We start from the raw sequence: 23,907 nt of genomic DNA, 5'->3' as shown, positions 1-23,907 counted from the left end.
GCCGGGATCGGCGTTGCCTGGTACAGCGTGATGTTCGGCGCGGTATAGGTGGCGATCATCGTCGAGTTGCCGAGCATGCCCGGCGTGCCTGCTGTCATGATCGCGGGCGTTGTCGAGTCCTGATACATGTTGATGTAATTGCTCGCCGGACATTGCGACTCGGAGGCAACCTTGGCGTTGTTCGCACCGCAGATGTAATAGCGTCCGAGGTAGATATCGCCCGTCGAGGTCCTTGTGCCGTCCCAGCAGATCGGGCTGCCTGAGGTGTTCGTCACGAGCTGGTAATTGGCCAGACAGGAATAGGTCGGTGCAGGTGTGCAGCTCACGTCACCGGCCAGTTTCTGGCCATTGCAGACCGTGTACATGCCAATGATCGGCGTTCCATTGCTTGCCGTGGTGCCGTCCCAGCAGGTCGGGTTGCCGGAGCTTTGGTTGACCAGCGTGTAGCCGCTGCCGCAGGAGTAACCGGGCGGCGGCGACGCAACCGCCTTGCTGCTGGCTGTCGCCGGATTGGCATTCGCCCAGGCATTCAAGCTCGCCGGTGCCACGTTGTTCGCCACCGACACGACGGAGGAGCGCAGGTTCGAGAACATCTTGTCCTTGAGCGTGGTGCTCGTGACATTGGTCAGCGTGCCGTATTGCAGGCTTGTGCTGCCCGCCTTGCCGTCCAATGTGCCGTCCGCGAAGTCGCTGCTGAGCGTGTCATACACGGCGTCGGTGGTGGTCGCGCCGACGGAGTGGGTGAAGCTTTCGAGGCTGACCAGGGCCATGGCAAGCGCAAACCGGTCCGTACTCGCCAGGTTGGGATCGAAGCTGGGCACGATGCTTTCGGGCTTGGTGCCGAGGTTATACAGTGATCGGACATCGCTGCGCGCCTGCGTAAGGGCGGTGGACAGCGTGGATCCCTGTGTAACGAGCTTCGCGCATCGTTTTGCGACCATGTCGGACAACGGCGTGACGGAGACGTCGCTGATGCCGCCTGTAGGGACACTGTCCACGATCGCGTCCATGACAGTGCTTGACTGGACGGTGCTGCCGTCATACTCGCTTGCGTAGCTGCCGTTGCTGACGGATACGGCGATCGGGCCGGTCGGCCGGGTGTGCAGCCCGACCGAGAACATGCCGGAATTATCGGAGGACGTCGTGCCTGATCCGAGCGCGGCGCCATGTGTCCCGTCCGCGTTCAGGGCATAGATGGTGACCTTCGCGCCGTTCATCGGACCTTTGGTTGCATAGCCGTTGATGAGAACCACGGTGCTTGCCAGCGATGAGAGCGTTGCATCGATGTTGGTCCTGAAGGCGGTAACATCGGTTGTTCTCGTCACGGTACCAAGCATGTTGCGCGCAGTGGCGGCGGCATCATTGCCGTCGTAAGCGGCGACCAGCGTTGGTGTCGTGATCGTTGACGTGAAATTGGTGGCAACCGCAATCCGCTTCTGGATCAGGGCAGCATCATTCAGGCCATCGGGCGTCGTGTTGGCGAGGGCGCCGGCCATGATCGACAGGGCGGCATTGCCCCGCGTCAGGCCGCCGTTGTCGATGGCGTTGATCCACCACGCCAGACCAGCCGAATCCGGCGCCCGGCTGAGCACGTTCGAATAGATGGCGGTCACGAAGGATCGCGTGTCGCCGGTGTACAGTGCTTTCGATTCGTCGCTGTTGCCAAAGGCATCGATCGCCCACCTGACCGTGGAGTTGGACGAATAGGCGTTGTTCAGGCCCTGGATATCCGCCGGCGCGCCGGCGTTCGCCAGGACGGTGGCAAAGTTCGTCAGTCCGGTGCTGTCCGCCGGACGCCCGAAGTAGGCGACATAGAGTTCCTGAACGGCGGTCGTGTAATCCTGCGCGGCCAGGGCCTGCGGTTTCGCATATTGCGAACTTGAGAGTTGCACTGCCGTGGCCAGCTTCCCGGTCGAATCCTGTCCTTGCAGCGAGCTTCCAGTGCCGGAACCGCCGCATCCGGCAAGCAACACGGCTGCCGCGCAAATTGCTATTCCCAGATATCGCATTTGCCCCTCCCAGAGTCAGTTCTCGTTGTTCAAATCATGAGTGTCTTGTTGGCGCGCCAGCGCCGTTAAGAGGCTAAATACCTCGCCATGAAAAAACATTGAACTACATCAAAATATTTGCCAATAAGCAAGATGTTTACGTTGCTCTTTTGAAGACTGGAGAGGGGAATTTGCTTTCGTCGGACGGCCAGGACGGCTGTCGCTAATTTCCAACACGCAAAAAGCTGGTAGACAACATTTCGCTATGGTAAGCTTCGCAAAATGTGATTTGCGTCACATTTTTGGGTGGAGCAGGGTGGGTTGCTAGTTGCGTTCATTTGCTGCGGGCGACGCGCCTTTTTTTTATGGTTTCCGCCCTGTCGGTCAACAGCTGGATCAGGCAAGAAGTGCGCTTGACGATTGTGTTGCCAGTGTCGTGCATTATTTTCTCATGGGCTTGCACCCTGTCGTGCAAAGAAATTCAGATGAAACCCAAATTCCAAGTACCAAAAAATGAAATTGCGCAGGCGCTGGTCTCTTTCAAGAGCGCATTTCGCACGGTCGGCGTATTCAGCGCGATCATCAACCTGCTGATGCTGGTGCCATCCATCTATATGTTGCAGGTCTACGACCGCGTGATCGCCAGTCGCAATGACATCACGCTCCTGATGCTGACGCTGATCATGCTCGGTGCTTATGCATTGATGGGTGCGCTGGAATTTGTACGCAGCTTCGTGCTGGTTCGCATCGGCGCGAAACTGGACATGCAGCTGAACAAGCGTGTCTATACCGCCGCCTTCGAACAAAACCTGAAGCGGGGCGGCGGCAATGCAGGACAGTCCTTGCATGACCTGACCAACATCCGCCAGTTCCTGACCGGGAATGCCTTGTTCGCCTTCTTCGATGCGCCCTGGTTTCCGATCTATCTGATCGTGATTTTCTTCTTCGATGTCTGGCTCGGCGTGTTCGCCCTGTGCGGGACCGCGATCCTGGTGGTGCTGGCTTATGTCAACGAAGTGGTGTCGCGCAAACCCTTGAGCGAAGCGAATGCGATGTCGATTGCGTCCGGCACGCTGGCCAGCAACAACTTGCGCAATGCCGAAGTGATCGAGGCGATGGGCATGCTGCCCAATCTCATGACGCGCTGGTTCAAGATGCACGGGAAGTTCCTGCAACTGCAGGCGGAAGCGAGCGAGAAGGCCGGTATCGTGACGGCGACCTCCAAGTTTTTCCAGGTGTCCTTGCAGTCGCTGGTGCTCGGCCTTGCCTCGTTGCTGGTCATTGACGGAAAAATGACGCCCGGGATGATGGTTGCATCCTCCATCCTGGTGGGGCGCGCGATGAGCCCGGTGCAGATGCTGATCGGCGTGTGGAAGCAATGGAGCAGCACGCGCAGCGCCTATGAGCGCCTGACCCAATTGCTGGAAACGAATCCGCCGCGCCTGGGAGGCATGTCGCTGCCGAAGCCGCTGGGGTCGGTATCGGTGGAAGCCGTTACCGCAGCGCCTCCCGGATCGCAGGTGGCGGTGCTCAAGGGTTTGAGCATCGCGATTCAGCCGGGCGATGCACTCGGCATCATCGGCCCGAGCGGCTCCGGCAAGTCCACGCTGGCGCGCCTCCTGGTTGGCGTATGGCCGGCGGCGGTGGGCAAGGTGCGCCTCGACGGGGCGGATGTCTACCAATGGAACAAGGATGAGTTGGGGCCGCATGTGGGTTATCTGCCCCAGGATATCGAACTGTTCGGGGGAACGGTTGCGGAGAATATTGCGCGTTTCGGCGAAGTCGATTCCGAGCAGGTGATCCTGGCGGCCAAGCGCGCCGGCGTGCATGACATGATCCTGCATTTCCCGCGCGGCTACGATACGCTGCTGGGCGATGGCGGTGCCGGCCTGTCGGGCGGACAGAAGCAACGGATTGGTCTGGCTCGGGCGATGTACGGCGATCCGTCCTTGCTGGTGCTGGATGAGCCGAACTCGAACCTGGACGATGTGGGCGAGCAGGCGCTGCTGTTGGCGATCAACGATTTGCGCCAGCGTGGCAAGACGATCGTGCTGATCACGCATCGCATGAGCGTCATCGGCATTACCAACAAATTGCTGCTGCTGCGTGACGGTACCGCACAAATGTTCGGACCGACCAACGACGTGCTCAAGGCTCTGGCCGAGGCCAATCAGAAGCAGGCGGCGCTGCAGGCGCAACAGGTCCAGCAGGCACAACAGGCGCGGCAACAACAGATGGATGCGCAATCAAGGGTTGCGGCCAATAGCGAAACGACGGCAGCGACGGAGCAGGAATAATCATGCGGAAATTATTTGCTAGCAAGAAGACAACGGAACTGGCGGAGCCGATCGATGTGACTGCCGCCGAAGTGGTGGTGCCCCTCGATATCAACACCGACCCGAGCAGCTACAGCCGTATCGGCTGGCTGATCGTCCTGCTCGGGGTCGGGGGGTTTCTGCTATGGGCGTCGTTTGCGCCGCTGGACAAAGGGGTGCCGGTGAGCGGCACCGTGACTGTGTCGGGCAATCGAAAGGCAATCCAGCATCTGACCGGCGGAACCGTCGAGGACATCCTGGTCAAGGAAGGCGATCAGGTCAAGGCCGGGCAGGTTCTGGTGCGCATGAATGACGTGCAGGCGAAAGCCAATGCGGAGATGTCGCGCGTGCAGTATTTCACGGCCCGTGCAGCCGAGGCCCGCCTCATCGCGGAGCGCGACGGCAAGAAGTCGGTCAGCTTCCCCGCCGAATTGGCAAGCGCGAAGAACGACCCGCGTGTTGCGGCCAATATCGAATTGCAGAATCAGTTGTTCGCGTCGCGCCAGTCGGCAATCCAGAGCGATCTGGCCGCGACGGAAGAGACTATCGCCGGCCTGAAGTCGCAGTTGCGCGGCCTGGAAGAATCGCGCGACGCGCAAAAAGCCCAGCAGAAGATTCTGAAGGAGCAGCTGGATGACTTGCGCGATCTGGTCAAGGATGGCTACGTCGCACGCAACCGGGTGCTCGATCTGGAGCGCACCTATGCGCAGGTGAACGGTGCCATCGCCGAGAACATTGGCAATATCGGCCGTGCGCAACGCCAGATCCAGGAACTGATATTGCGCCGCACCCAGCGGCAGCAGGAATACCAGAAGGAAGTGCGGACGCAGCTGGCGGACGTTCAGAAGGAAGCGGAAGCGCTGGAGAACCGCCTGAAGAGCCTGGACTACGACCTGGCCAATGCGCAGGTGAAGGCGCCGGTAGACGGCACCGTGGTTGGTTTGAACGTCTTTACGCGCGGCGGGGTGGTTGGGTCGGGCTTTCGAATGATGGATATCGTGCCGAGCGACGATCCCCTGATCATCGAAGGCCAGGTACCGGTTAACCTGATCGACAAGGTGCATGCGGATTTGCCGGTGGAACTGAATTTCGCGGCATTCAATCGCAACAAGACGCCGCAAATTCCGGGTGTGGTGACCCAGGTATCGGCTGACCGCATCGTCGACGAACGGACGGGCATGCCGTACTACAAGATGAAGGCCAAGGTGACGCCGGAAGGCAAGAAGCTGCTGGCAAATCTCGAAGTGCGCCCCGGCATGCCGGTGGAGCTGTTCATCCGGACCGGCGAGCGCACGATGATGAGCTACCTGTTCAAGCCGGTGATTGATCGCGCCGGCACGGCGTTGACCGAGGAGTGAACGTGGCGCGAATTCTGAACAAGCGCCTGCTGGCATCGGCATTGGCGTCGATCTTCATGCTGCATGGCGGACAAGCGTCTGCGCTCGGCCTGGTGGAGGCTTACCAGGCGGCGCTGCAGAACGATCCGACCTATCAGTCGGCGCGCCATGACAACGAGGCAGGACAGCAAAATCGGGCACTGGGGCGCTCCAATCTGTTGCCGCAGGTGTCGATCAGCTACTCCAAGAGCAAGAATCGCACGGACATTACGCAGCCGAATTTTCTGGGGCAGATGAGCACCACGCATCCGGACTATACGAGTACTTCCAATGTGCTTGGCCTGCGTCAGCCGATCTTCAATCTGGACGGGTTCGCGCGCTATCGCCTGGGTCTTGCGCAGGCCAACATCAGCGATGCGCAATTCTCCTCCAGGAGTCAGGATCTGGTGTTGCGTCTGGTGGGAGCTTTTGCGGACGCGAAGTTCGCGGAGGACCAGCTGGCGCTGGCGACCGCGCAGCGCGACACGTTTGCGGAGCAGAAGCAGGCCAACGAGCGCATGTTCGAGAAGGGCGAAGGCACCAGGACCGACATGCTGGAAACGCAGGCCAAGTTCGATCTGGCGGAAGCGCAACTGATCGAGGCCCGCGACAACATGACGACCGCACGCAACAATCTTGCTGCGATCATCGGTACGGACGTCACGCAGCTGGATGGATTGACGGACGATTTCCAGGTCAAGCCCATGCAGCCGGCAACATATGAAGAATGGAAAGCGATCGCGCTGGATCGCAATCCCGATCTCGTTGCGCAACGCTATAACGTCGAAGCGGCTGAACAGGACATCGCCAGGAACCGGGCAGGCCACGCGCCGCGTCTCGACTTCGTTGCCAGTTACAGCAAGAGCGACTCGGAAACCCTGAGCACCCGTAATCAGGATGCGACGGTTCGCGCGGTCGGCATACAGTTGAACATTCCCTTGTATTCCGGTGGATCGGTCACTGCGGCGACCAGTCAGGCGGTGGCAAATCACGAGAAGGCGAAGTCGGACCTCGACGCGAAAACCAACCAGGTCCTGGTGGAGTTGCGCAAGGAGTACAACCTGATACTGAGCAGCGCATCGCGCATCGACGCCATGGTCAAGTCGGTCAATTCCGCGCGTGCTCTTGTCCAGGCGACGCAGCAAAGCGTCAAGGGCGGCGTGCGCGTGAATCTGGACGTGCTGAACGCGCAGCAGCAGCTGTTCTCCGCGAGAAAGGATCTGGCCCAGGCGCGCTACAACTATCTGCTCGCTTACTTGCGTCTGCGGTCCGCTGCTGGAACGCTGTCGGCGGAGGATTTGCAAGCGGTGGCAGGGTATTTTGTGCCTGGATCAGCTGGCAATGCGACCACGGGAATTCTCCCGATTTCCGTTCCTGGCGTGGTGCACAAGACCGCGGAAGAAAAGGCAAAAGCGCCAGTGGCGCGGACCAGTGCGAACGACTCGGCACGCAAGGAATTGCTCGCACTCGTCGACGGCTGGACCAAGGCGTGGAGCGCACAGGATGTGAACGGGTATCTGGATTTCTACGCAAGCGATTTCCAGCCCGGGAACGGCCAGTCGCTTGATGACTGGATAAGGACACGCCGTGCGCGCATTCAAAGCCATCGCCAGATATCGGTGCAGGCGGAGTCGCCGGAAGTCGCACTTGACGGGGACAGCGCTACCGTGAAGTTCCGCCAGCGCTACAAGTCGAACCGTCTGGCGGATGAAACCCGCAAGGTTCTGCTGCTGGCCAGGCAGGATGGCAAGTGGAAGATCAAGCAGGAAGTGTCGGAACAATGAAATTGCCGGTGCCGCCTGGTTTTGCTGCAACAGCATGCAGCGATACCAGGCAATCACCGGCAACTCAATCAGTGCGAGCAGGCAGGGGCTACTGCCTGCTCACCCCCATCCCTCTTATTGCTTCCGTCCGATAAACCCTCCAAGCGTGGTCGCGCCCGTCGATGAATTCGTCAGCGTCAACGCGCCACCGATTTCAGCAGGACCGACTCCGCCTGTTCCTGTGCTGACCACCGGGCCGAAGAAGCGGCCGCTGAGTCCGCCGGAGAATGCGGCGGTGGTGAGGCTTGCGGTGAAGTAGTTCGTGGCGGTCGTGCCCGTCTGTCCGATGGCTGCCGGCACGTAGCTTGGAATGGCCACATAGGTTTCGGCTGTGTCATAGGTGGCGGTGTGCGTGAAAGACAGGTTCACGCGGCGTGTCGCGAAGTCAACCGTGATGGTCGCCGTGCCACGGAATACCGAGGGGTCGACTGTGGCGCTGCCCGCTTGCCATCCGTACACGATGCCGGAATAGGTCGCGGTGCCCGTTGCCGGAACGCTGGCCGTGTCCGTCACCTCGCCGAATGCAACCAGGCCGCGCCGGTTCTTGTTGTGCTCATCGCCGCCAGTTGCGCCCCAATCCACCATCTGCACCGTGTCCTGCGTGAGCCAGGTGGCGAGATTGGCATACTGCAAACCCCAATTGAATATTTGCCGATAACCCTTGGCGCCGGGGAAGGGTACGCCAGGGCCGGTTGCACCGGGGAGGAGCGTTGTCGCACCGCTTGAGGTGGGCACGCCGTCGCCGGCATGGATGTCCCCGTCCTCATGCAGCCGGCTTGCGCGCGCCACATCCGGTTCGCGGCCGCCTGTTCTCCAATCGCCGGCGGCATACTGGACGCCCGCGCTCTCGTCGGTCGGGCACGAGGAAACGCTTGCGTCGCAGCGCGACGGATTGCCGGTGCGCGGGAAGTAGGCGTTGTTGGCGTAGTTGGCCTGCGTCGCGGTGATGCCTGCCGTCGCGTAGTTATAGAAAGCGAGATCGGAGCTTGGCGGCAGTACGCTGGATACCAGCGCGCCGTTGGTGCCGAGCTGGATGCGGCCCTGGGTCGTCCTGAACGTCTCGATGATCTGTGGGCGCTCCACCTTGCCATCCCATGACAAACCGAGGTCTTTGAGCAGCAGCGCGGCCGAGGACACCACTCCTGAACTGGCCTTTGCCAGCCGCACTTCCGCGAGGCCCGTGTTCCATGCCGCCAGCCCAAAGGCACCGGTCTTGGCAGGGTTCGGCACCAGCAGGTCGCTGGTTGAACGTCCGTGCACCTGCACCCCGGAGCTCGTGAGCGCAACGCCGTTTTCCGTACGTACGACGGTATCGCCACTGCATTGATAACTTGCCCCGTCGGCGCATGACATCGTCATCGGAGTCGTCGCGGCAACTGGTGCCGGCATGTCGGCGGTCGTCGGCGCTGTCACCGCCTTGGCCAGTTGGTACATGGTCAAATTGACTGCTGCATCGATTGAGTTTGAGGTGCTTGTTTCGGTAATCGCGGCAAGCATGTCGCGCGCGATGCCGGCGGCGGTATTGCCTTTGTAGGCATTCACAAGATCGGGGGTCGTCAGGACGGAGGTGAATTTGCTGGCCGCCGCGACGCGCTGATTGATCAGTGTTGCATCGATTTGCCCTTGAGCGGTTTGGTTGATCAATGCACCTGCCATGATCGAGACGGATGCGTTGGCCCGCGTAAGGCCGTTCTTGTCGACTGCCGTTACCCAGAAATTCAGGCCGGCGGCATCGGGTGCCCTGTTCAGGACATTGCGGTAAATGGCGGTAATGAAGGAGGTCGTATCGCCGGGATAAAGGACCTTGGATTCATCGCTGTTGCCGAATCCGTCTATCAGCGCGCGAACTGTCGGGTTGCTGCTGTAGGCTGCGTTCAAGCTCTGAATATCTGTCGGTAATTGGGCGTTATTAAGCTGTGCAGTGAAATTCGCCAGACCAGTCGTATCCGCCGGACGTCCGAAGTAGGCAATGTACAACTCCTGCACGACGGTGTTGTAGTCGGTGACGGTGACTGCCTGGGGAACGGCAACCGTTTGCCCCTTGAACGTTGAACTTGCCTGGTCTCCCGGTGTGCCGCCCCCGCATCCGGCAAGCGCGAGTGCAATCAGTAATGAACCTCTTATCGAATAACGCATGACTACCTCCCTGATGATCAGTGATCCTGGCGGATAACAAAGGGAAATATAGTTCGCGTGGAAACTGGCCTTTTGCGTTAGATAAAGAGTTGATGCTTTAGGCCAGTTGAATGCTGAGAAGATTGTTCGGCGATAACGATCTCGCCACGCAAGAGGAGCTTGGCGCGAAGCATTATTGTTGAGCAGCAATGAGCTTCAGAAACGCGTGGCCGCCGTATCAAGGCAGAGAGAAATATATCAAGTGCAGCATCCGAAAATCGAAGAGGAGTACGCTCAAAATTAGCGGGCAATTGATCTTGCCAAGGCGAGACGTCATTATTGAACCTTGACGACGAAACACTGAGAAAAATCAAGCGTCGGATTTCTTCGCAGGCAGAGCGATGTGACGATTACTCCGATGCCGTTTCCTTTCTGCAATGCGGGCACGACTTCCCCGGCACGTAATGCGGCGACAACTGCTCGCGCGGTGTGACGACGGCACGGCATGCAAAGCATTGCTTGGTGTCGGTGGCTTCCAGTTGCGGATTCAATGCCGTCCGGTAGTCGAAGACGAAGCAATCGCCGGTGTAATGCGCGCCGCCGACTTCTTCGAAATACTTCAGGATCCCGCCTTCCAGTTGATACACGCTGTCGAAGCCGACGTTCTGCATGTGGATCGCCGCCTTCTCGCAGCGGATGCCGCCGGTGCAGAAAGTGACGACGGTCTTGCCGCTCAGTTCTTCCTTGTCGCGGGCGACGACTTCGGGGAATTCGCTGAACTTCTCGATGCGGTAATCGATCGTGTTGGTGAAGGTGCCGACATCGACTTCGAATGCATTGCGCGTGTCCATCATCACGACCGGCTTGCCTGCATCGTCATGGCCCTGGTCGAGCCAGCGCTTCAGGGTCTTCGCGTCGACCGCGGGCGCGCGGCCTTCTTCCGGCTTGATCAAGGGATTTTTCATGGTGATGATTTCGCGCTTGAGCTTGACCAGCATCTTGGTGAAGGGTTGACGATCGGAATAGCTTTGCTTGACTTCGATGTCGGCGAATCGTTCGTCTGCGCGCAGCCAGGCGAGGAAGCGGTCGATCGGCTCGCGCAGTCCGGCGAGGAACAGGTTAATGCCTTCCGGGCTGAGCAGGATGGTGCCTTTCAGGCCGAGCTCTTCACACAGCGCGCTGAACTGCGGACGCTTTTCAACGGTGTCGTTGAAGGTGATGAATTTGTAGGCGGCGATGTTGACGTAGGTGTTGCTTGAGGGCATAGGGAGGCAGTAAGTCCTTGATTTGCCGCCATTATAGACGCCGCCTTGGGATATCGCCGCAACACGCGGGACCAGGCGATGCATGCGAGGTGCGACCGTATCAGGGCGATCACGTGCTGGCCGGAATTGACCAGGAAAAAAATGCATTGTCCACGGAAAACACGGAATACACGGAAAAAGGCAACACCGGTTCTTTCCGTGATTTCCGTGGACAATGCAGTTGATTCTTGCATTCACCGTTCTCTGCAGTCCCGTGTGGTCATAGTAAGGTTGGCATCGCGCAGGCAAGACAACAGATTGTCCACGAAAATCACGGAAGACACGGACAAAGGCAACACCGGTTCCTTCCGTGATTTCCGTGTTTTCCGTGGACAGTGCAGTTGCTTCTTGCAAGCGCTTTCGGATTGCCAATCGGAAGCGTCCAAGCACGGTAAAATAGCGTGATGACCTCGCCGCAATTCATCCATCTCCGTCTCCATTCCGAATTCTCGATCGTCGATGGCCTCGTGCGCATCGACGATGTTGTCAAAGTGGCTGCAAAAGACAGTCAGCCCGCGCTCGCGATTACCGATCTGGCCAATCTGTTTGGCATGGTGAAGTTCTACAAGGCGGCGCGCGGCAAGGGCGTCAAGCCGATTGCCGGCTGCGACGTCTGGATCACCAACGACGACGACCGCGACAAGCCGTCGCGACTGCTGTTGCTGGTAAAAAATCGCACCGGCTATTTGCAGTTGTGCGAGCTGCTGACCAAGGCGTGGTTGACGAACGTGCATCGCGGGCGCGCGGAGATCCGCACCGAGTGGCTGGAGAACGGCGCGGCGAGCGATTTGATCGCCTTGTCGGGCGCGCATACCGGCGATGTCGGCATTGCCATCGACAACGGCAATACGGATGCGGCAGCGCGTTGCGCGCAGCGCTGGGCGGCGATTTTTCCGAACCATTTTTATATTGAAATCCAGCGCTACGGCCAACCCAACATGGACAACCATGTGCGGCAGGCGGTGGCACTCGCGGCGAAGCTCAAGCTGCCTGTCGTTGCGACGCATCCGACGCAGTTTCTGAAGCCGGAAGAATTCATCGCGCATGAGGCACGGACCTGCATCGCGGAGGGCGAGATCCTTGCCAATCCGCGCCGCGTGAAGCGCTTCAACGAGCAGCAGTGCTTCAAGACGCAGGCGGAGATGGCGGAACTGTTCGCCGACATGCCGGCAGCATTGCAGAACTCGATCGAGATCGCCAAGCGCTGCAACCTGCAACTGGAACTGGGCAAGCCGAAGCTGCCGCTGTTCCCGACGCCGGACGGCATGTCGCTCGACGATTTCCTCGTGAAGCAGGCGAAGGAAGGCCTGGAAGTCCGCTTGCAGCAACTGTATCCCGACGAGGAAAAGCGCGAGAAGAACCGGCAGCGTTATGAAGACCGCCTGAAGTTCGAGACGGATACCATCATCAAGATGGGCTTCCCGGGTTACTTCCTGATCGTGGCGGACTTTATCCAGTGGGGCAAGAACAACGGCGTGCCGGTCGGACCGGGCCGCGGTTCGGGTGCCGGCTCGCTGGTGGCGTATGCGCTGAAGATCACGGACCTCGATCCGCTGCAATACAACCTGCTGTTCGAGCGCTTCCTCAATCCAGAACGCGTATCGATGCCTGACTTCGACATCGACTTCTGCCAGGAAAACCGCGACCGCGTGATTCAGTACGTGAAGGATCGCTACGGCCGCGACGCGGTGTCGCAGATCGCGACCTTCGGCACCATGGCGGCCAAGGGCGCGGTGCGCGACGTCGGCCGCGTGCTCGACATGGGCTACAACTTCTGCGACGGCATCTCCAAGCTGATTCCTTTCAAGCCGGGCAAGCTGGTGACGCTGGCCGACGCGATCGAGGAGGAGCCGCTGCTCAAGGAGCGCATGGAGAAGGAAGAGGAGGTCAAGCAGTTGCTCGACCTGGCGCAGCAGGTGGAAGGCATCACGCGCAACATCGGCATGCATGCCGGCGGCGTGCTGATCGCACCGGGCAAGCTGACCGATTTCTGTCCGCTCTACACGCAGGGCGGCGAAACCGGCGTGGTGTCGCAGTACGACAAGGACGACGTGGAAGCGGTCGGCCTGGTGAAGTTCGACTTTTTGGGCCTGACCACGCTGACGATTCTCGATCGCGCGGTACGCTACATCAAGCAGCTCGATCCGGCGATGAAGGACTTCGCGCTGGAGAAGCTGCCGCTGAATGACAGGGCATCCTACGAACTGCTGACCAAGGCCAAGACGGTCGCCGTGTTCCAGCTGGAAAGCCGTGGCATGCAGGGCATGCTGAAGGATGCGCGCCCCGACCGCTTCGAGGACATCATCGCGCTGGTGGCGCTGTACCGTCCGGGCCCGATGGACCTGATTCCGGATTTCTGCCGACGCAAGCATGGCGAGAAATTCGACTATCCCGATCCGCGTACCGAGGGCATCCTGTCCGAAACCTACGGCATCATGGTGTATCAGGAGCAGGTGATGCAGATGGCGCAGGTGATCGGCGGCTACTCGCTCGGCGGCGCCGACTTGCTGCGTCGCGCGATGGGCAAGAAGAAGGCGGAAGAGATGGCGGAACATCGCCAGATTTTCCGCGAGGGCGCGGCGAAGAACGGGCTGTCGCAGGAAAAGGCCGACGAGATCTTCGACTTGATGGAGAAGTTCGCGGGCTACGGCTTCAACAAGTCGCATGCGGCCGCCTATGCCTTGCTGTCGTATCACACGGCCTACCTGAAGGCGCACCATCCCGCAGCGTTCATGGCAGCCAACATGTCGCTCGCGATGGACGACACCGACAAGATCAAGATCCTGGTCGAGGACGCGATCGATATCTGCAAGCTGCAACTGCTGCCGCCGGATATCAACCAGTCCGACTACCGCTTCATGCCGGTCGGCGAACCGGGCAAGAAGGCGACGCAGATCCGCTATGGTCTCGGTGCGGTCAAGGGCTCGGGGCAGCATGCGATCGAAGCCATCGTCGCCGCGCGCGAAGCGGGCGGGCCGTTCAAGGACTTGTTCGACTTCGTCAAGCGCGTGGACAAGAAGCAGATGAACCGGCGCACCATCGAGGCGCTGATCCGCGGCGGCGCGATGGATTGCTTCGGCGTCGATCGCGGCGTACTGATCGCGTCGGTGAACTTTGCGATGGAATGCGCGGAGCAGGCGGAAGCCTCGATCAATCAGGTCAGCCTGTTCGGCGATGAAAACAGCGACATGGAAGCGCCGCCGGAATATGTGAAGGTGCCGCCCTGGACCGAGAAGCAGCGGCTGACCGAAGAGAAAGCGGCGCTCGGCTTCTATCTTTCGGGCCACCTGTTCAATGCCTATGCGAACGAGGTGCGCAAGTTCGTCAAGACCAAGCTGGTTAACCTCGAACCGGCGCGCGACGCGCGTTTGCTGGCCGGGATCATCAGCGGCGTGCGCGTGCAGATGACGCAGCGCGGCAAGATGGTGGTGGTGACGCTGGATGACGGTACCGCGACGGTCGATGTCACCGTGTACAACGAACTGTACGAGCCGAACCGGCATTTGTTCAAGGAAGACGAATTCCTCGCGGTGCAGGGCAAGGTGTCCGAGGACCGTTTCTCGGGCGGCCTGCGCGTGACCGCCGACAAGGTGATGGACATCGCGATGGCGCGCGTGCAGTTCGGCCGGCAGTTCTCCTTCGCGCTGGCGTCGCAGATCGATGCGTCGCAGATCAAGTCCATCCTGTCGCCCTATCGCTCGGAGACCGGTCTGCCGTTGCTGATGCGTTACGTGCGCGACGGCGTGGGCAGTTGCGAGATCCGCCTGCCGGATGACTGGCGGGTCGCGCCCGCCGATGCGCTCAAGCAGATGCTGGCGGACAAGCTCGGGGTCAAGGGCGCGGACGTCGAATACTGATCGACGTCCGCAGTCTCATGCGCATGCCGCCAATGGCATGCGCGATCCCTGGTTGCGCGCCTTTGCCAGCGCAGTGAGTGGAGAGCATTTCCATCCCGGCACATCAAGCGCCTTCGTTGCTCTCACCAGAGTCGGGCCATCCTCATGCTGCATCAGCCCGAATCCCATGCGTGACATCAGGCGCAGCATTGCTCTGTTCTCTGCCAGGATATCGCCTTCGACGCGTTCAAATCCGGCTTCGCGCGCGAGACAGACGAGCGCTTGAATCAAACGGGTGCCAAGACCTTCGCGCTGCCAGGCATCGCCCACCACAACGGCGAAATCACAACGTTCCGGATACGGATCCGCAGCGTATTGCGCCATCGCGATCATCACTTCACGGCCTTGCTTTTGAATGAAGGCCAGCAGCGTCATTGCAGCGGCCGGCGCGTTATGCGTGAAGCGGTCCAGCATTTTCGGCGGCAGCTCGTGCGCGGGATAGAAGAAGCGATGGTAGCGGCTCTCCTGCGACAGTCCGCGCACAAATGCCTGCATCAGTTCACCATCGTCCTCGCGTGCCGTGCGCAGCGTGACTGCTGTGCCATCGTGCAAGCGCCAGGTATCGTGCACCTCGGACTGCAGCATCGCAGGCGATGAGACGGCGGGGCCGAACGGCAGGAGCTGCCTCCAGTTCAGCGTAACTGGCAAAAGGCTGTGCATGATCGCCTCCGTTTCATGCCAGCGATGCGCAGGCCGTGGCCGGCGAAAGACTGCGGGCCAGCGGGCTGCGGGATGTCGCTTGCCGGCTTGTGTCGCGCTGTATGCAAATCTGCGCATCCTTGAACGGCGACAGGAGGGCGGGTTCCTTGCGGTCGAGCACGTAGCTTTCGCCGGCTTGCAGCACGATGTCGCGAATATCGCCGTCCTGCGTGAGCCAGACAGCACCGGCCAGTACACGAACGGTCCAGCCGGTCGCCTTGTGCAGGCGCAGATGTTGTTTGGCTTGCAGACGGACCAATTCACCGGCGGGATCGAGTTTCAGCAGCGATTCCGGCGCAGCGCCATCACGATCATGATGGTGGCCGACTGCGAAGGTCTTGTGGACTGTGGCATGCATGGCGATCTCCTTGTTTCGATCGGTTGGGAGGCGTTTGGCCCCATGAAGCACAGTATGATTTGTTCTTAAATATTTACAATTACGCAAATTGGAATAATATTGTTTCCATAGGTGGACAATCAAAGGAGGCCGCGATGGAACGACTGGCGGAAATGATGACCTTTGCCAAGGTAGTGGAAGCCAAGAGCTTTTCGGCGGCGGCGCTGCAACTTGCGACCTCGAAGTCGCTGGTCAGCAAACAGGTCAGCAGCCTGGAACAGGCGCTGGGCGTGCGCCTGTTGAACCGCACCACGCGCCGCCTGAGCCTGACGGAAATCGGCGCCGCCTATTACGAGCATTGCGCCCGCATCGCGCAGGAGATCGATGCCGCGACGGAGACCGTGACGCACCTGCAGGCCGAACCGCGCGGCGTGCTGCGCGTGACATCGCCGGTGATCTTCGCATCACTGCATCTTGCGCCGGCACTCGGCGCTTTCCTGCAACAGCATGACCAGGTCGAAGTGGAGTTGAATGCGAGCGACCGCGTGGTCGATCTGGTGGAAGAGGGCTACGACCTGGCGATACGCATCACGGACCGTCCGGCGCCGAACATGGTCGCGCGCCAGATCGCGCCGGTGCGCTGGGTGACTTGCGCTGCTCCCGCCTACCTGGAGCGCTACGGCACGCCGCAAACGCCGCAGGACTTGCGAGAGCATCATTGCCTAGTCTATCAGGACATACCGGCCTTGCGCAGCGGCTGGCGCTATGTCGTCGGCAACAAGGAAGTCCATCTCCACCTGCAGGGGAAATGCCGGGTCAACAGTTCCGAAGTGATGATCCAGCTGGCACTTGAGGGCATGGGCATTTTGATGCTTCCGACCTATATCATCGGCCAGTACCTGAAGAGCGGGCGCTTGCAGGAGATCCTGCCCGACAGCGTTGCCAATCCCGGCATGTCACTCTACATGACCTATATGCCGAACAAATACATGCAGCCGAAGGTGCGCGCCTTCATCGATCACCTGATGGCGCATTTCGGGCCGGTGCCGCCTTGGGACAGGTATTGAGCGGGGAGGGGCGCAGTCTCCCGAAGCTTGTGCTTCCTGCGAACCTCAATTGGCTCCGGCCTGCGCCCCTTCAGCCAGCGCGCGGACGAACAGGCGCGAGTGGATGCCGAAGTTCTTCATCAGTCCCGCAACCAGCGTCGTCATCTCGTCGCGTGCCGCTTGCGGTCCGGCGGACACCAGCGCATACAGGTCGACGTCGGAACCGGAGGCGGTCATCACGTAATCGGGATCGGAAATGTATTTCGGCGCTATTCCGCGCTCCAGGGCGGCGTCGGTGGCGTCCGCGGCGGCGTGCGATTGCTGCGTGATGGATGCCCGTACTGCGGCATCGGTGTAGCGCGGATAGCGCTTGTCGTCGGTGGCGTCGCGTGCGGCAAGCAGGAGCGCGTCCTTGTCATCCTTTCTGGCATAGGCATCCCGCATCCTCCGGACCTGGTAGTTTTCCAGCGCCTGGTGCCGGTTCGATACGAGCGTGATCGCGTGCTCCTTCTGCGTCGGCATGCCGAGCAGGGCGAGCGAGTTGGTCCATAGCAGCGTGGCCGTTCCGACGCCGGGGACGACGCGGGCGTGATAAGGCTGGGTCAGGTCTTGCACATAGTGCAGCGCCCATCCTGCAAATCGCCAGCCCCAGTAGGGATGACCGGTACGCAGCGCGTGCCGCGCCAGGGTCTGGTAGAGGTGGATACGGTATTCCGGATAGGTGCGCAGCAGGAATGGCGCGGCCTTGTACACGATCCATGACTCGTGAAAAAAGCCCATGTGCATGGGCGCCTGACTGGAAAATTCGAGCGCCGGATTGCCGAACGGCTGTTTCCCGAAGCCGTATTGCCTGCCGTAGCCGGTGCCGTTGTCCGCCCAGATGCCGATGTCCAGGCCGAAATCCGGTTCATCCGAGGCGGTCGCCGTCACATCCAGTGGGGTGACCAGGTCGCCCTCGTGCAAGCGCAGGAAGGCGGCCTTGTTGTGATCGTCGCGCTGGCCGACCGTCGTGACTTCCGACCTCGGCATGGCGGCCGATGCGGGAACCGCGGTTCCGGGGCGAACCTGCATGAAGAGCGTCAGCCGGGATGCCGGGTTGATCCGCAGTGCCGCCATGAAGCGGCGGCGCATCTCGGGCGCGCTGCCATCCGCCTTGAAGGCCAAGGCGGCGGGGCGCGCAGGGTAGTGCGGCACATGGCTCCGGGCCCAGCTTTCTTCCTCGTCCAGCAGGCGCTCAAGCTTGGGTCCCTCCGCAGCCAGAAAAGCTTCCAGGCTTTCAACCCGCACCGGTGCGGCATGCGCGACTTCGTCAGTCGACGCAAGTGCCTGCCATGTTCCCAGCGCGTGATTGCTCCATGCATGGGCCGGCAGCGAAAAAGCGCTTGCCACCGCGAGGAACAACAGCCGGCCCGTCGTCATCCGGAAGTGCAGCAATCGAAGCATCATCATGTCCGTCCTCTCAGCGTTGAGTCGGTACATATTATGCCGTTACTGCTACCCGGCGCGAGCTTACTTGATGGCTGCAAATTGCTTGGCCGCGTAATGCCCCTTCAGGATGTATGTCGCCTGGTCCGGATGCAGGCCGTCCGGGCAAATGTCCCACACACCCTTGCCGCTGCTGGCGAGGTATTGCTGGAGGTAGGCGGTCTGGTCGATGACGGGGACGTTCTCGGCCGCTGCCGCGTCGCGCTGCGCGTGGGTGATCTGGTCAAAGCTCAGGTTGCCGGAGTGATATCCCGGCCCGATCGTTTCGACGATCACCTTCTTGCCATTGGCCTTGGCGATCTGGATCAGTTGCCGCACGCGCGACGTTGTGTTGGCTACCGTGTCGTGCGAGTGATATTCGATGATGACGTGCGTCGCCTTCGACTGTGCCATTTGCTGGTTCCATGCCGGATAGACGCCGTCGCCGGCAAGCGCGGCTTCCGCGAGGCGGCCGGGACTGCCCATGTTGTGTACGGTCAGGCCGGTATCGGCGGCAAATACCGCAGGCGCGGGGCTCTCGACCCGTACCCAGTCGTTGTTCGGCAGCCAGCCCCAGATGATCGAGTCGCCGTAGTATTCAACCAGCACCGGCGTGTTATTTGCCGGGGCAGTGGCCGTCGTGCTCGAAGGGGATGTGGTTGCAGCGGGTTCTTGAGCTGGTGCGGAAACCTGTGTTGGGGCGGATTGCGCAGTGGCCTGTGCTTGCGCTGGCGCCGATTCCGCAGACGGCTGCGGCGCGGAAGCGGATGGCGTTGGTGCGTCCTGAGCCGCTGGTGCCGCTGTCGCTGTCGTTGCGGCAGCCGGCTGTGCCACTATCGCCGATTGGAGGGATTGCGTATTGCCGGAGGTGGTGGCATCACTGCCGCCTCCTCCGCAGGCGGCGAGCAGGAAAGGAATGGCGGCGACGAGTGCGGATAGTTTCATGACAGGTATCAGGGTAAGTGAGCCCGGCAAGCGCGAGAAAGGCTTTATCCAGGGCGTACCTTACTCATTGGTGCCTAAGGACAAATATCATCTTGCAAAGCCATCGGGCGGAATGACCGAAAGAAAGACAAGTTGATCGACAGAAAGTTTCTTGAGGGAGACTAAATCGGGGGATTTCGACGCGTCGGCAAGCGGTAAGCTTGCGAAATTAAAAAGGGCTGGCCTGTATGCCAACCCTTTCTGTCGGAATGATTTCCTTTGTCTTGCGATATCAATGTGCAATCAGCACAAGCGAAAGCATGGAGGGCGTGACGAGAGACCATGCGGGTGTACAGCAGGCTATTGCTCGCCGCGAGCCTCCGCAAGTGCGATCGTCAAGTGCTGCACCTTCTTTTTCAGCTGATCGCGTTCTTCCGTGAGCCTGGTCACCAATAGCGTCAGGCGATGAATTTCGAGTTGCTCGGGTGTGGCGTCGCTGGGCGGAGGTGCCGGTTCCGGCTTGGGGGGCAGCCGGGCCTCGCGGACCTGTCGCGCCACCTGGCGCAGTTCCTTCTTGCCGCCGGCGACTGCTGCGACCTGCTTCTCGCCGGGCAAGGAGGCGACTGCCGCCGCGGCATTAATGGAAATCACGCCCGCCTTGACAGCGCTGACCAGTTCGGGCGCGGCCGTTTTCTGGATTTTCTCGATCTGACCTAGGGTCGCACTGCTTACCCGCGCCGCACGCGCGACGGCCTCGCGCGTCAATACCGGAGCGGTGCTGGATGGTGCGGCGGCTTCGGCGGCGGCCGGCTCCTCAGATGCTTGCTGGGCTTGTGCTTGCGCCAGGCGCGCGGCGACGATTTCCTTCTTTCGCAATGCGAGCACGCCGCGCTGGAAATCCGACACGCTGCGCCGCCCGAGGTGATTGTCGATCATCCACAGGTGCACGTCGTCCATCGACTGGAAGGTCTGGTTTTGTACGGTATTGAAAGGGATGCCGTGCTTCTGGCAGATGCTGTAGCGGTTGTGCCCGTCCACCAGAAGGTCGCCCCACAATACCAGCGCATCGCGGCATCCCTCGGAGAGTAAACTGCGTTCCAGCGCCGCGTATTCGTCTTCTGTCAGCGGATCGATATAGGCGCGGAGGTCTTCGTTGATAGTGATCGTCATGGGTCAGGCAAAAAAACGGTAGCGCGGTAGTGTACACACTGTTGTCTTTTCACGCCGTGTCTCCATGGCGGCGTCGCGGGACGAATGCATGAAGGGCGGCGTCGGGCGGGCAAACCGATATATCGTCCACGGAAGGCACTCAAATGCCGTTCCTGAAAGGAGGCGTCCATTCCATTACGGAAGCCACGAAAGAAATGCAAAACAATCGCCCTTTCCGTGTTTTCCGTGTTTTCCGTGGACCGAGTAGTGGCTTCGTGCTATCGCCCAGAGCTGCTTCGGAACCCCCAAGATGCTTGCTGCCCGTGAGAAGAAGTCATCGATTTTTTACAAAAACTCACAAATGATGTGACAAAATCGTGTACTAGCTCACTTTTTGATCTCATATACTCCAATTCAATCCTTTTCAGGCAACGCGCCAGCCGTGTTGTGGCGCGACAAGCAGATCGCGAGCAGGGATGACGTGCCCGCAAAAGCTTTGATTTGACCTTTCCCTTTCCATTTTTTGTTGCAACAACATACGAGGATCCCATGACTGCACGCACCGCTGCCCACCGACTTCAAGTGGCCACAGTTTTGTATCGCTTCATCGAAGACCAGGTTCTGCCGGGTACCGGCATCGACAGCGCCACGTTCTGGAAGGGCTTCGACGCCATCGCCCATGACCTGGCCCCCAAGAATGCCGCACTGCTGGCCGAGCGCGATCGCCTGCAAACCGAACTGGACCAATGGCATCGCGCCCATCCGGGCCCGATCAAGAACATGCCGGCCTACCGCGAATTCCTGGAATCGATCGGCTACCTGGTGCCCGCGCCGCAGGACGTGCAGTCCACTACCGCCAATGTCGACGCCGAACTGGCGCTGCAAGCTGGCCCGCAACTGGTGGTGCCTATCCTCAATGCACGCTATGCGCTGAATGCCGCCAACGCGCGCTGGGGCTCGCTGTATGACGCCCTGTACGGCACCGACGTGCTGCCCGAAACCAACGGTGCGACCAAGGTCGGCAAGAAGGGCGAGAGCTACAACCCGGTGCGCGGCGCCAAGGTCATCGAATATGCACGCCACGTGCTCGATCGCACCGCGCCGCTGGCCAAGGGTTCGCATCTCGACTCGACCGCTTACCGCGTCGTGGACGGCAAGCTGGTCGTCACCCTGAAGGACAGCAGCACCGCCGGCCTGAAGGACGAGAACAAGTTCATCGGCTATCAGGGCGACGCGGAAAACCCGTCGTCGGTGCTGCTGAAGAATAACGGCCTGCATATCGACATCCGCATCGACCGTTCGACCAGGATCGGCAGCGAAGACGCCGCCGGCGTGGCCGACGTGATCTGCGAAGCAGCGCTGTCCACCATTCTCGATCTGGAAGACTCGGTGGCTGCCGTGGACGCCGAAGACAAGGTCCTCGCCTACAGCAACTGGCTGGGCATCCTGCAAGGCACGCTGGTGGAAACCGTCAGCAAGGGCGGCAAGACCTTCGACCGCGCCCTGAACGAAGACCGCAAGTACACCGCCGCTGCCGGCGCAACCGATGCCAGGGATGGCGTGGTCACCATGCACGGCCGTTCACTGCTGTTTGTGCGTAACGTCGGTCACCTGATGACCAACCCCGCGATCCTGCTGGAAAGCGGCAGGGAAATCCCGGAAGGCATCATGGATGCGGTGGTGACCGTCACGATCGCCCTGCACGACATGAAGCGCAAGGCCGGCCAGACCATCAGCAACTCGCGCACCGGCTCGGTGTATATCGTCAAGCCGAAGATGCACGGCCCGGCGGAAGTCGCCTTCGCCAACGAACTGTTTTCGCGCGTCGAAGCCTTGCTCGGCCTGCCCGCCAACACCGTCAAGCTCGGCATCATGGACGAAGAGCGCCGTACCAGCGTCAACCTCAAGGCCTGCATCAAGGAAGCCGAAGCGCGCATCGCCTTCATCAATACCGGCTTCCTCGACCGCACCGGCGACGAGATGCACACCGCCATGGTGGCCGGCCCGATGATGCGCAAGGGCGACATGAAGACCAGCACCTGGCTGTCCGCCTATGAGCGCAGCAATGTGCTGACCGGCCTGTCCAGCGGCCTGTCCGGCCGTGCGCAGATCGGCAAGGGCATGTGGGCCATGCCTGATCTGATGGCTGCGATGATGGAACAGAAGATCGGTCATCCGAAGACCGGCGCCAACACTGCGTGGGTACCATCGCCGACCGCCGCGACCCTGCATGCGCTGCACTACCATCAGGTCGATGTGTTCGCGATTCAGAAGGAATTGCTGAAGATCGATGCGCCGGCCGAAATCGAACGCCTGTTGAACGACATTCTGCAAATCCCGGTAGTCGCCAAGCCGAAATGGTCCGCCGAAGAGATTCAGCAGGAACTCGACAACAACTGCCAGGGTATCCTCGGCTACGTGGTGCGCTGGGTCGACCAGGGCGTCGGTTGCTCCAAGGTGCCGGACATCCATAACATCGGCCTGATGGAAGACCGCGCCACGCTGCGCATCTCCAGCCAGCACATCGCCAACTGGCTGCTGCACGGCATCGTCAACGCAGACCAGGTGCACAAGACCCTGCAGCGCATGGCCAAGGTGGTGGACAAGCAGAACGCCGGTGATCCTGTATACACGCCGATGGCGCCGAACTATGAAGCGTCCTTCGCTTATCGCGCCGCACGCGACCTGATCTTCAAGGGCATCGAGCAACCGAGCGGCTACACCGAGCCGCTGCTGCATGCATGGCGCCTGAAGGTGAAGGCCACGCAAGCCTGATCCACTCGGCGCAGTCACCGGAATCCCCTGCATACGTCATGTGGCAGGGGATTTTTCTTTTGGAGGGTGCCATGACCTTCTAACCGGAAGAACTCCTAACGAGCGCTGGAAATGGAATAGTCTGCGCAAGAAAAGAACCATTTCTGAACAGGAGGCGTTGGGACAATGAGTGAATTCAACAGATAGCTATCGTCGGCGCATCGGTCGTCGTGTTTGCAACCGCGCTCATTAGCAAGAAAAGCCATGCCTATTTCAGGATCATTGTCTGTTAGTCGCTCGTACAGGGTCGCGGCAGGCTGCATGGTGCACAGGCCTGGTACTTGTATCGGTATTGCCCATTCTCGCTGCGGCGCCGAACATGGTCTCGCTGATGATGTTGATGGTGGTGCTCGGTGCATCCCAAACAAGTTTTAATGTCGCTATCAACACGATCGGTTCTGAACTGGAAAAAACCACGGGTCGATCGGTCTTGTCTTCGTTGCATGCGTGGTATTGCGTCGGAAGTCTGGCCAGTGCAGTGCTGGAAAGCCTGCTGGCGGGTGCCGGGCTTGCGGTGACCATGCACTTCAGCGCGATCACATTGCTGTTGCTCCTCATGCTGTTCCTCAGTTGCCGCGTGCTGCCCAACGACAGGCCTGACACAGCAGGCGGGAAAAACTATTTTGTACTCCCGAAGGGGCCGCTGATTGCGCTCGG

At 60.4% G+C, this 23,907-nt stretch carries 14 protein-coding genes and 1 pseudogene; 7 read left to right on the top strand and 8 right to left on the bottom strand.

Going from position 1 to position 23,907, the window contains the following annotated elements:
- The coding region (locus VJ651_RS10140; protein ID WP_324107342.1) for a DUF4214 domain-containing protein at nt 1–2,009 on the bottom strand (2,009 nt) is incomplete at its 3' end.
- A gap of 464 nt (nt 2,010–2,473) precedes the next feature.
- Between VJ651_RS10140 and VJ651_RS10135 the strand changes: the two genes are divergently transcribed.
- The 3 genes from VJ651_RS10135 to VJ651_RS10125 are packed head-to-tail and all read left to right on the top strand — an operon-like array spanning nt 2,474 to nt 7,463.
- A complete protein-coding gene (locus tag VJ651_RS10135; protein WP_324107341.1) occupies nt 2,474–4,285 on the top strand; it encodes a type I secretion system permease/ATPase in 1,812 nt (603 codons plus the stop codon).
- A gap of 2 nt (nt 4,286–4,287) precedes the next feature.
- Entirely contained in the window at nt 4,288–5,661 is a 1,374-nt protein-coding gene (locus VJ651_RS10130) for an HlyD family type I secretion periplasmic adaptor subunit (RefSeq protein ID WP_324107340.1), read from the top strand.
- Nucleotides 5,662–5,663: 2 nt separating this feature from the next.
- Nucleotides 5,664–7,463: a TolC family outer membrane protein gene (locus VJ651_RS10125; RefSeq protein ID WP_324107339.1), complete on the top strand. Its 1,800-nt coding sequence runs from the start codon at nt 5,664–5,666 to the stop codon at nt 7,461–7,463.
- Nucleotides 7,464–7,577: 114 nt separating this feature from the next.
- On the opposite strand, the gene VJ651_RS10120 is transcribed toward VJ651_RS10125, so the two are convergent.
- The gene (locus VJ651_RS10120; RefSeq protein WP_324107338.1) at nt 7,578–9,638 is read right to left on the bottom strand and encodes a DUF4214 domain-containing protein; all 2,061 of its coding nucleotides are present in this window, start codon (nt 9,636–9,638) and stop codon (nt 7,578–7,580) included.
- Between the two features lie 389 nt (nt 9,639–10,027).
- Nucleotides 10,028–10,882, bottom strand: coding sequence for a sulfurtransferase (locus VJ651_RS10115; RefSeq protein ID WP_324107337.1), 855 nt, complete (start codon nt 10,880–10,882; stop codon nt 10,028–10,030).
- A gap of 443 nt (nt 10,883–11,325) precedes the next feature.
- Between VJ651_RS10115 and dnaE the strand changes: the two genes are divergently transcribed.
- Nucleotides 11,326–14,778 carry a DNA polymerase III subunit alpha gene (gene dnaE / locus VJ651_RS10110; protein WP_324107336.1) on the top strand — a complete coding sequence of 1,151 codons (3,453 nt, stop codon included), beginning with the start codon at nt 11,326–11,328 and terminating at the stop codon, nt 14,776–14,778.
- A gap of 15 nt (nt 14,779–14,793) precedes the next feature.
- Here the strand turns inward: dnaE and VJ651_RS10105 are convergent, their stop codons facing one another.
- Together VJ651_RS10105 and VJ651_RS10100 are read right to left on the bottom strand one after the other, a co-directional pair.
- Complete coding sequence (locus VJ651_RS10105) at nt 14,794–15,477, bottom strand: GNAT family N-acetyltransferase (protein WP_324107335.1); 684 nt, start codon at nt 15,475–15,477, stop codon at nt 14,794–14,796.
- A gap of 13 nt (nt 15,478–15,490) precedes the next feature.
- A complete protein-coding gene (locus VJ651_RS10100; protein ID WP_324107334.1) occupies nt 15,491–15,874 on the bottom strand; it encodes a DUF2917 domain-containing protein in 384 nt (127 codons plus the stop codon).
- Nucleotides 15,875–16,008: 134 nt separating this feature from the next.
- Here VJ651_RS10100 and VJ651_RS10095 point away from each other — a divergent pair, with 134 nt between their 5' ends.
- Entirely contained in the window at nt 16,009–16,920 is a 912-nt protein-coding gene (locus VJ651_RS10095) for a LysR family transcriptional regulator (protein ID WP_324107333.1), read from the top strand.
- A gap of 45 nt (nt 16,921–16,965) precedes the next feature.
- On the opposite strand, the gene VJ651_RS10090 is transcribed toward VJ651_RS10095, so the two are convergent.
- The 3 genes from VJ651_RS10090 to VJ651_RS10080 all read right to left on the bottom strand — a co-directional run bounded on the left by VJ651_RS10090 (nt 16,966) and on the right by VJ651_RS10080 (nt 20,457).
- Complete coding sequence (locus VJ651_RS10090; RefSeq protein WP_324107332.1) at nt 16,966–18,348, bottom strand: hypothetical protein; 1,383 nt, start codon at nt 18,346–18,348, stop codon at nt 16,966–16,968.
- Nucleotides 18,349–18,408: 60 nt separating this feature from the next.
- The gene (locus VJ651_RS10085; RefSeq protein WP_324107331.1) at nt 18,409–19,308 is read right to left on the bottom strand and encodes an SGNH/GDSL hydrolase family protein; all 900 of its coding nucleotides are present in this window, start codon (nt 19,306–19,308) and stop codon (nt 18,409–18,411) included.
- 339 nt (nt 19,309–19,647) lie between these two features.
- Entirely contained in the window at nt 19,648–20,457 is an 810-nt protein-coding gene (locus VJ651_RS10080) for a hypothetical protein (protein WP_324107330.1), read from the bottom strand.
- Between the two features lie 528 nt (nt 20,458–20,985).
- Between VJ651_RS10080 and VJ651_RS10075 the strand changes: the two genes are divergently transcribed.
- Both VJ651_RS10075 and VJ651_RS10070 read left to right on the top strand, forming a co-directional pair.
- Entirely contained in the window at nt 20,986–23,211 is a 2,226-nt protein-coding gene (locus VJ651_RS10075; protein WP_324107329.1) for a malate synthase G, read from the top strand.
- 358 nt (nt 23,212–23,569) lie between these two features.
- Nucleotides 23,570–23,907 (top strand): annotated as a pseudogene (locus VJ651_RS10070) (MFS transporter); the annotation flags it as partial.

It is taken from the genome of Noviherbaspirillum sp., from assembly GCF_035254865.1.
Lineage (GTDB): Bacteria > Pseudomonadota > Gammaproteobacteria > Burkholderiales > Burkholderiaceae_D > Noviherbaspirillum.
Note: the sequence above shows the minus strand (reverse complement) of the source record. Positions and strands in the feature narration are given on the sequence as shown.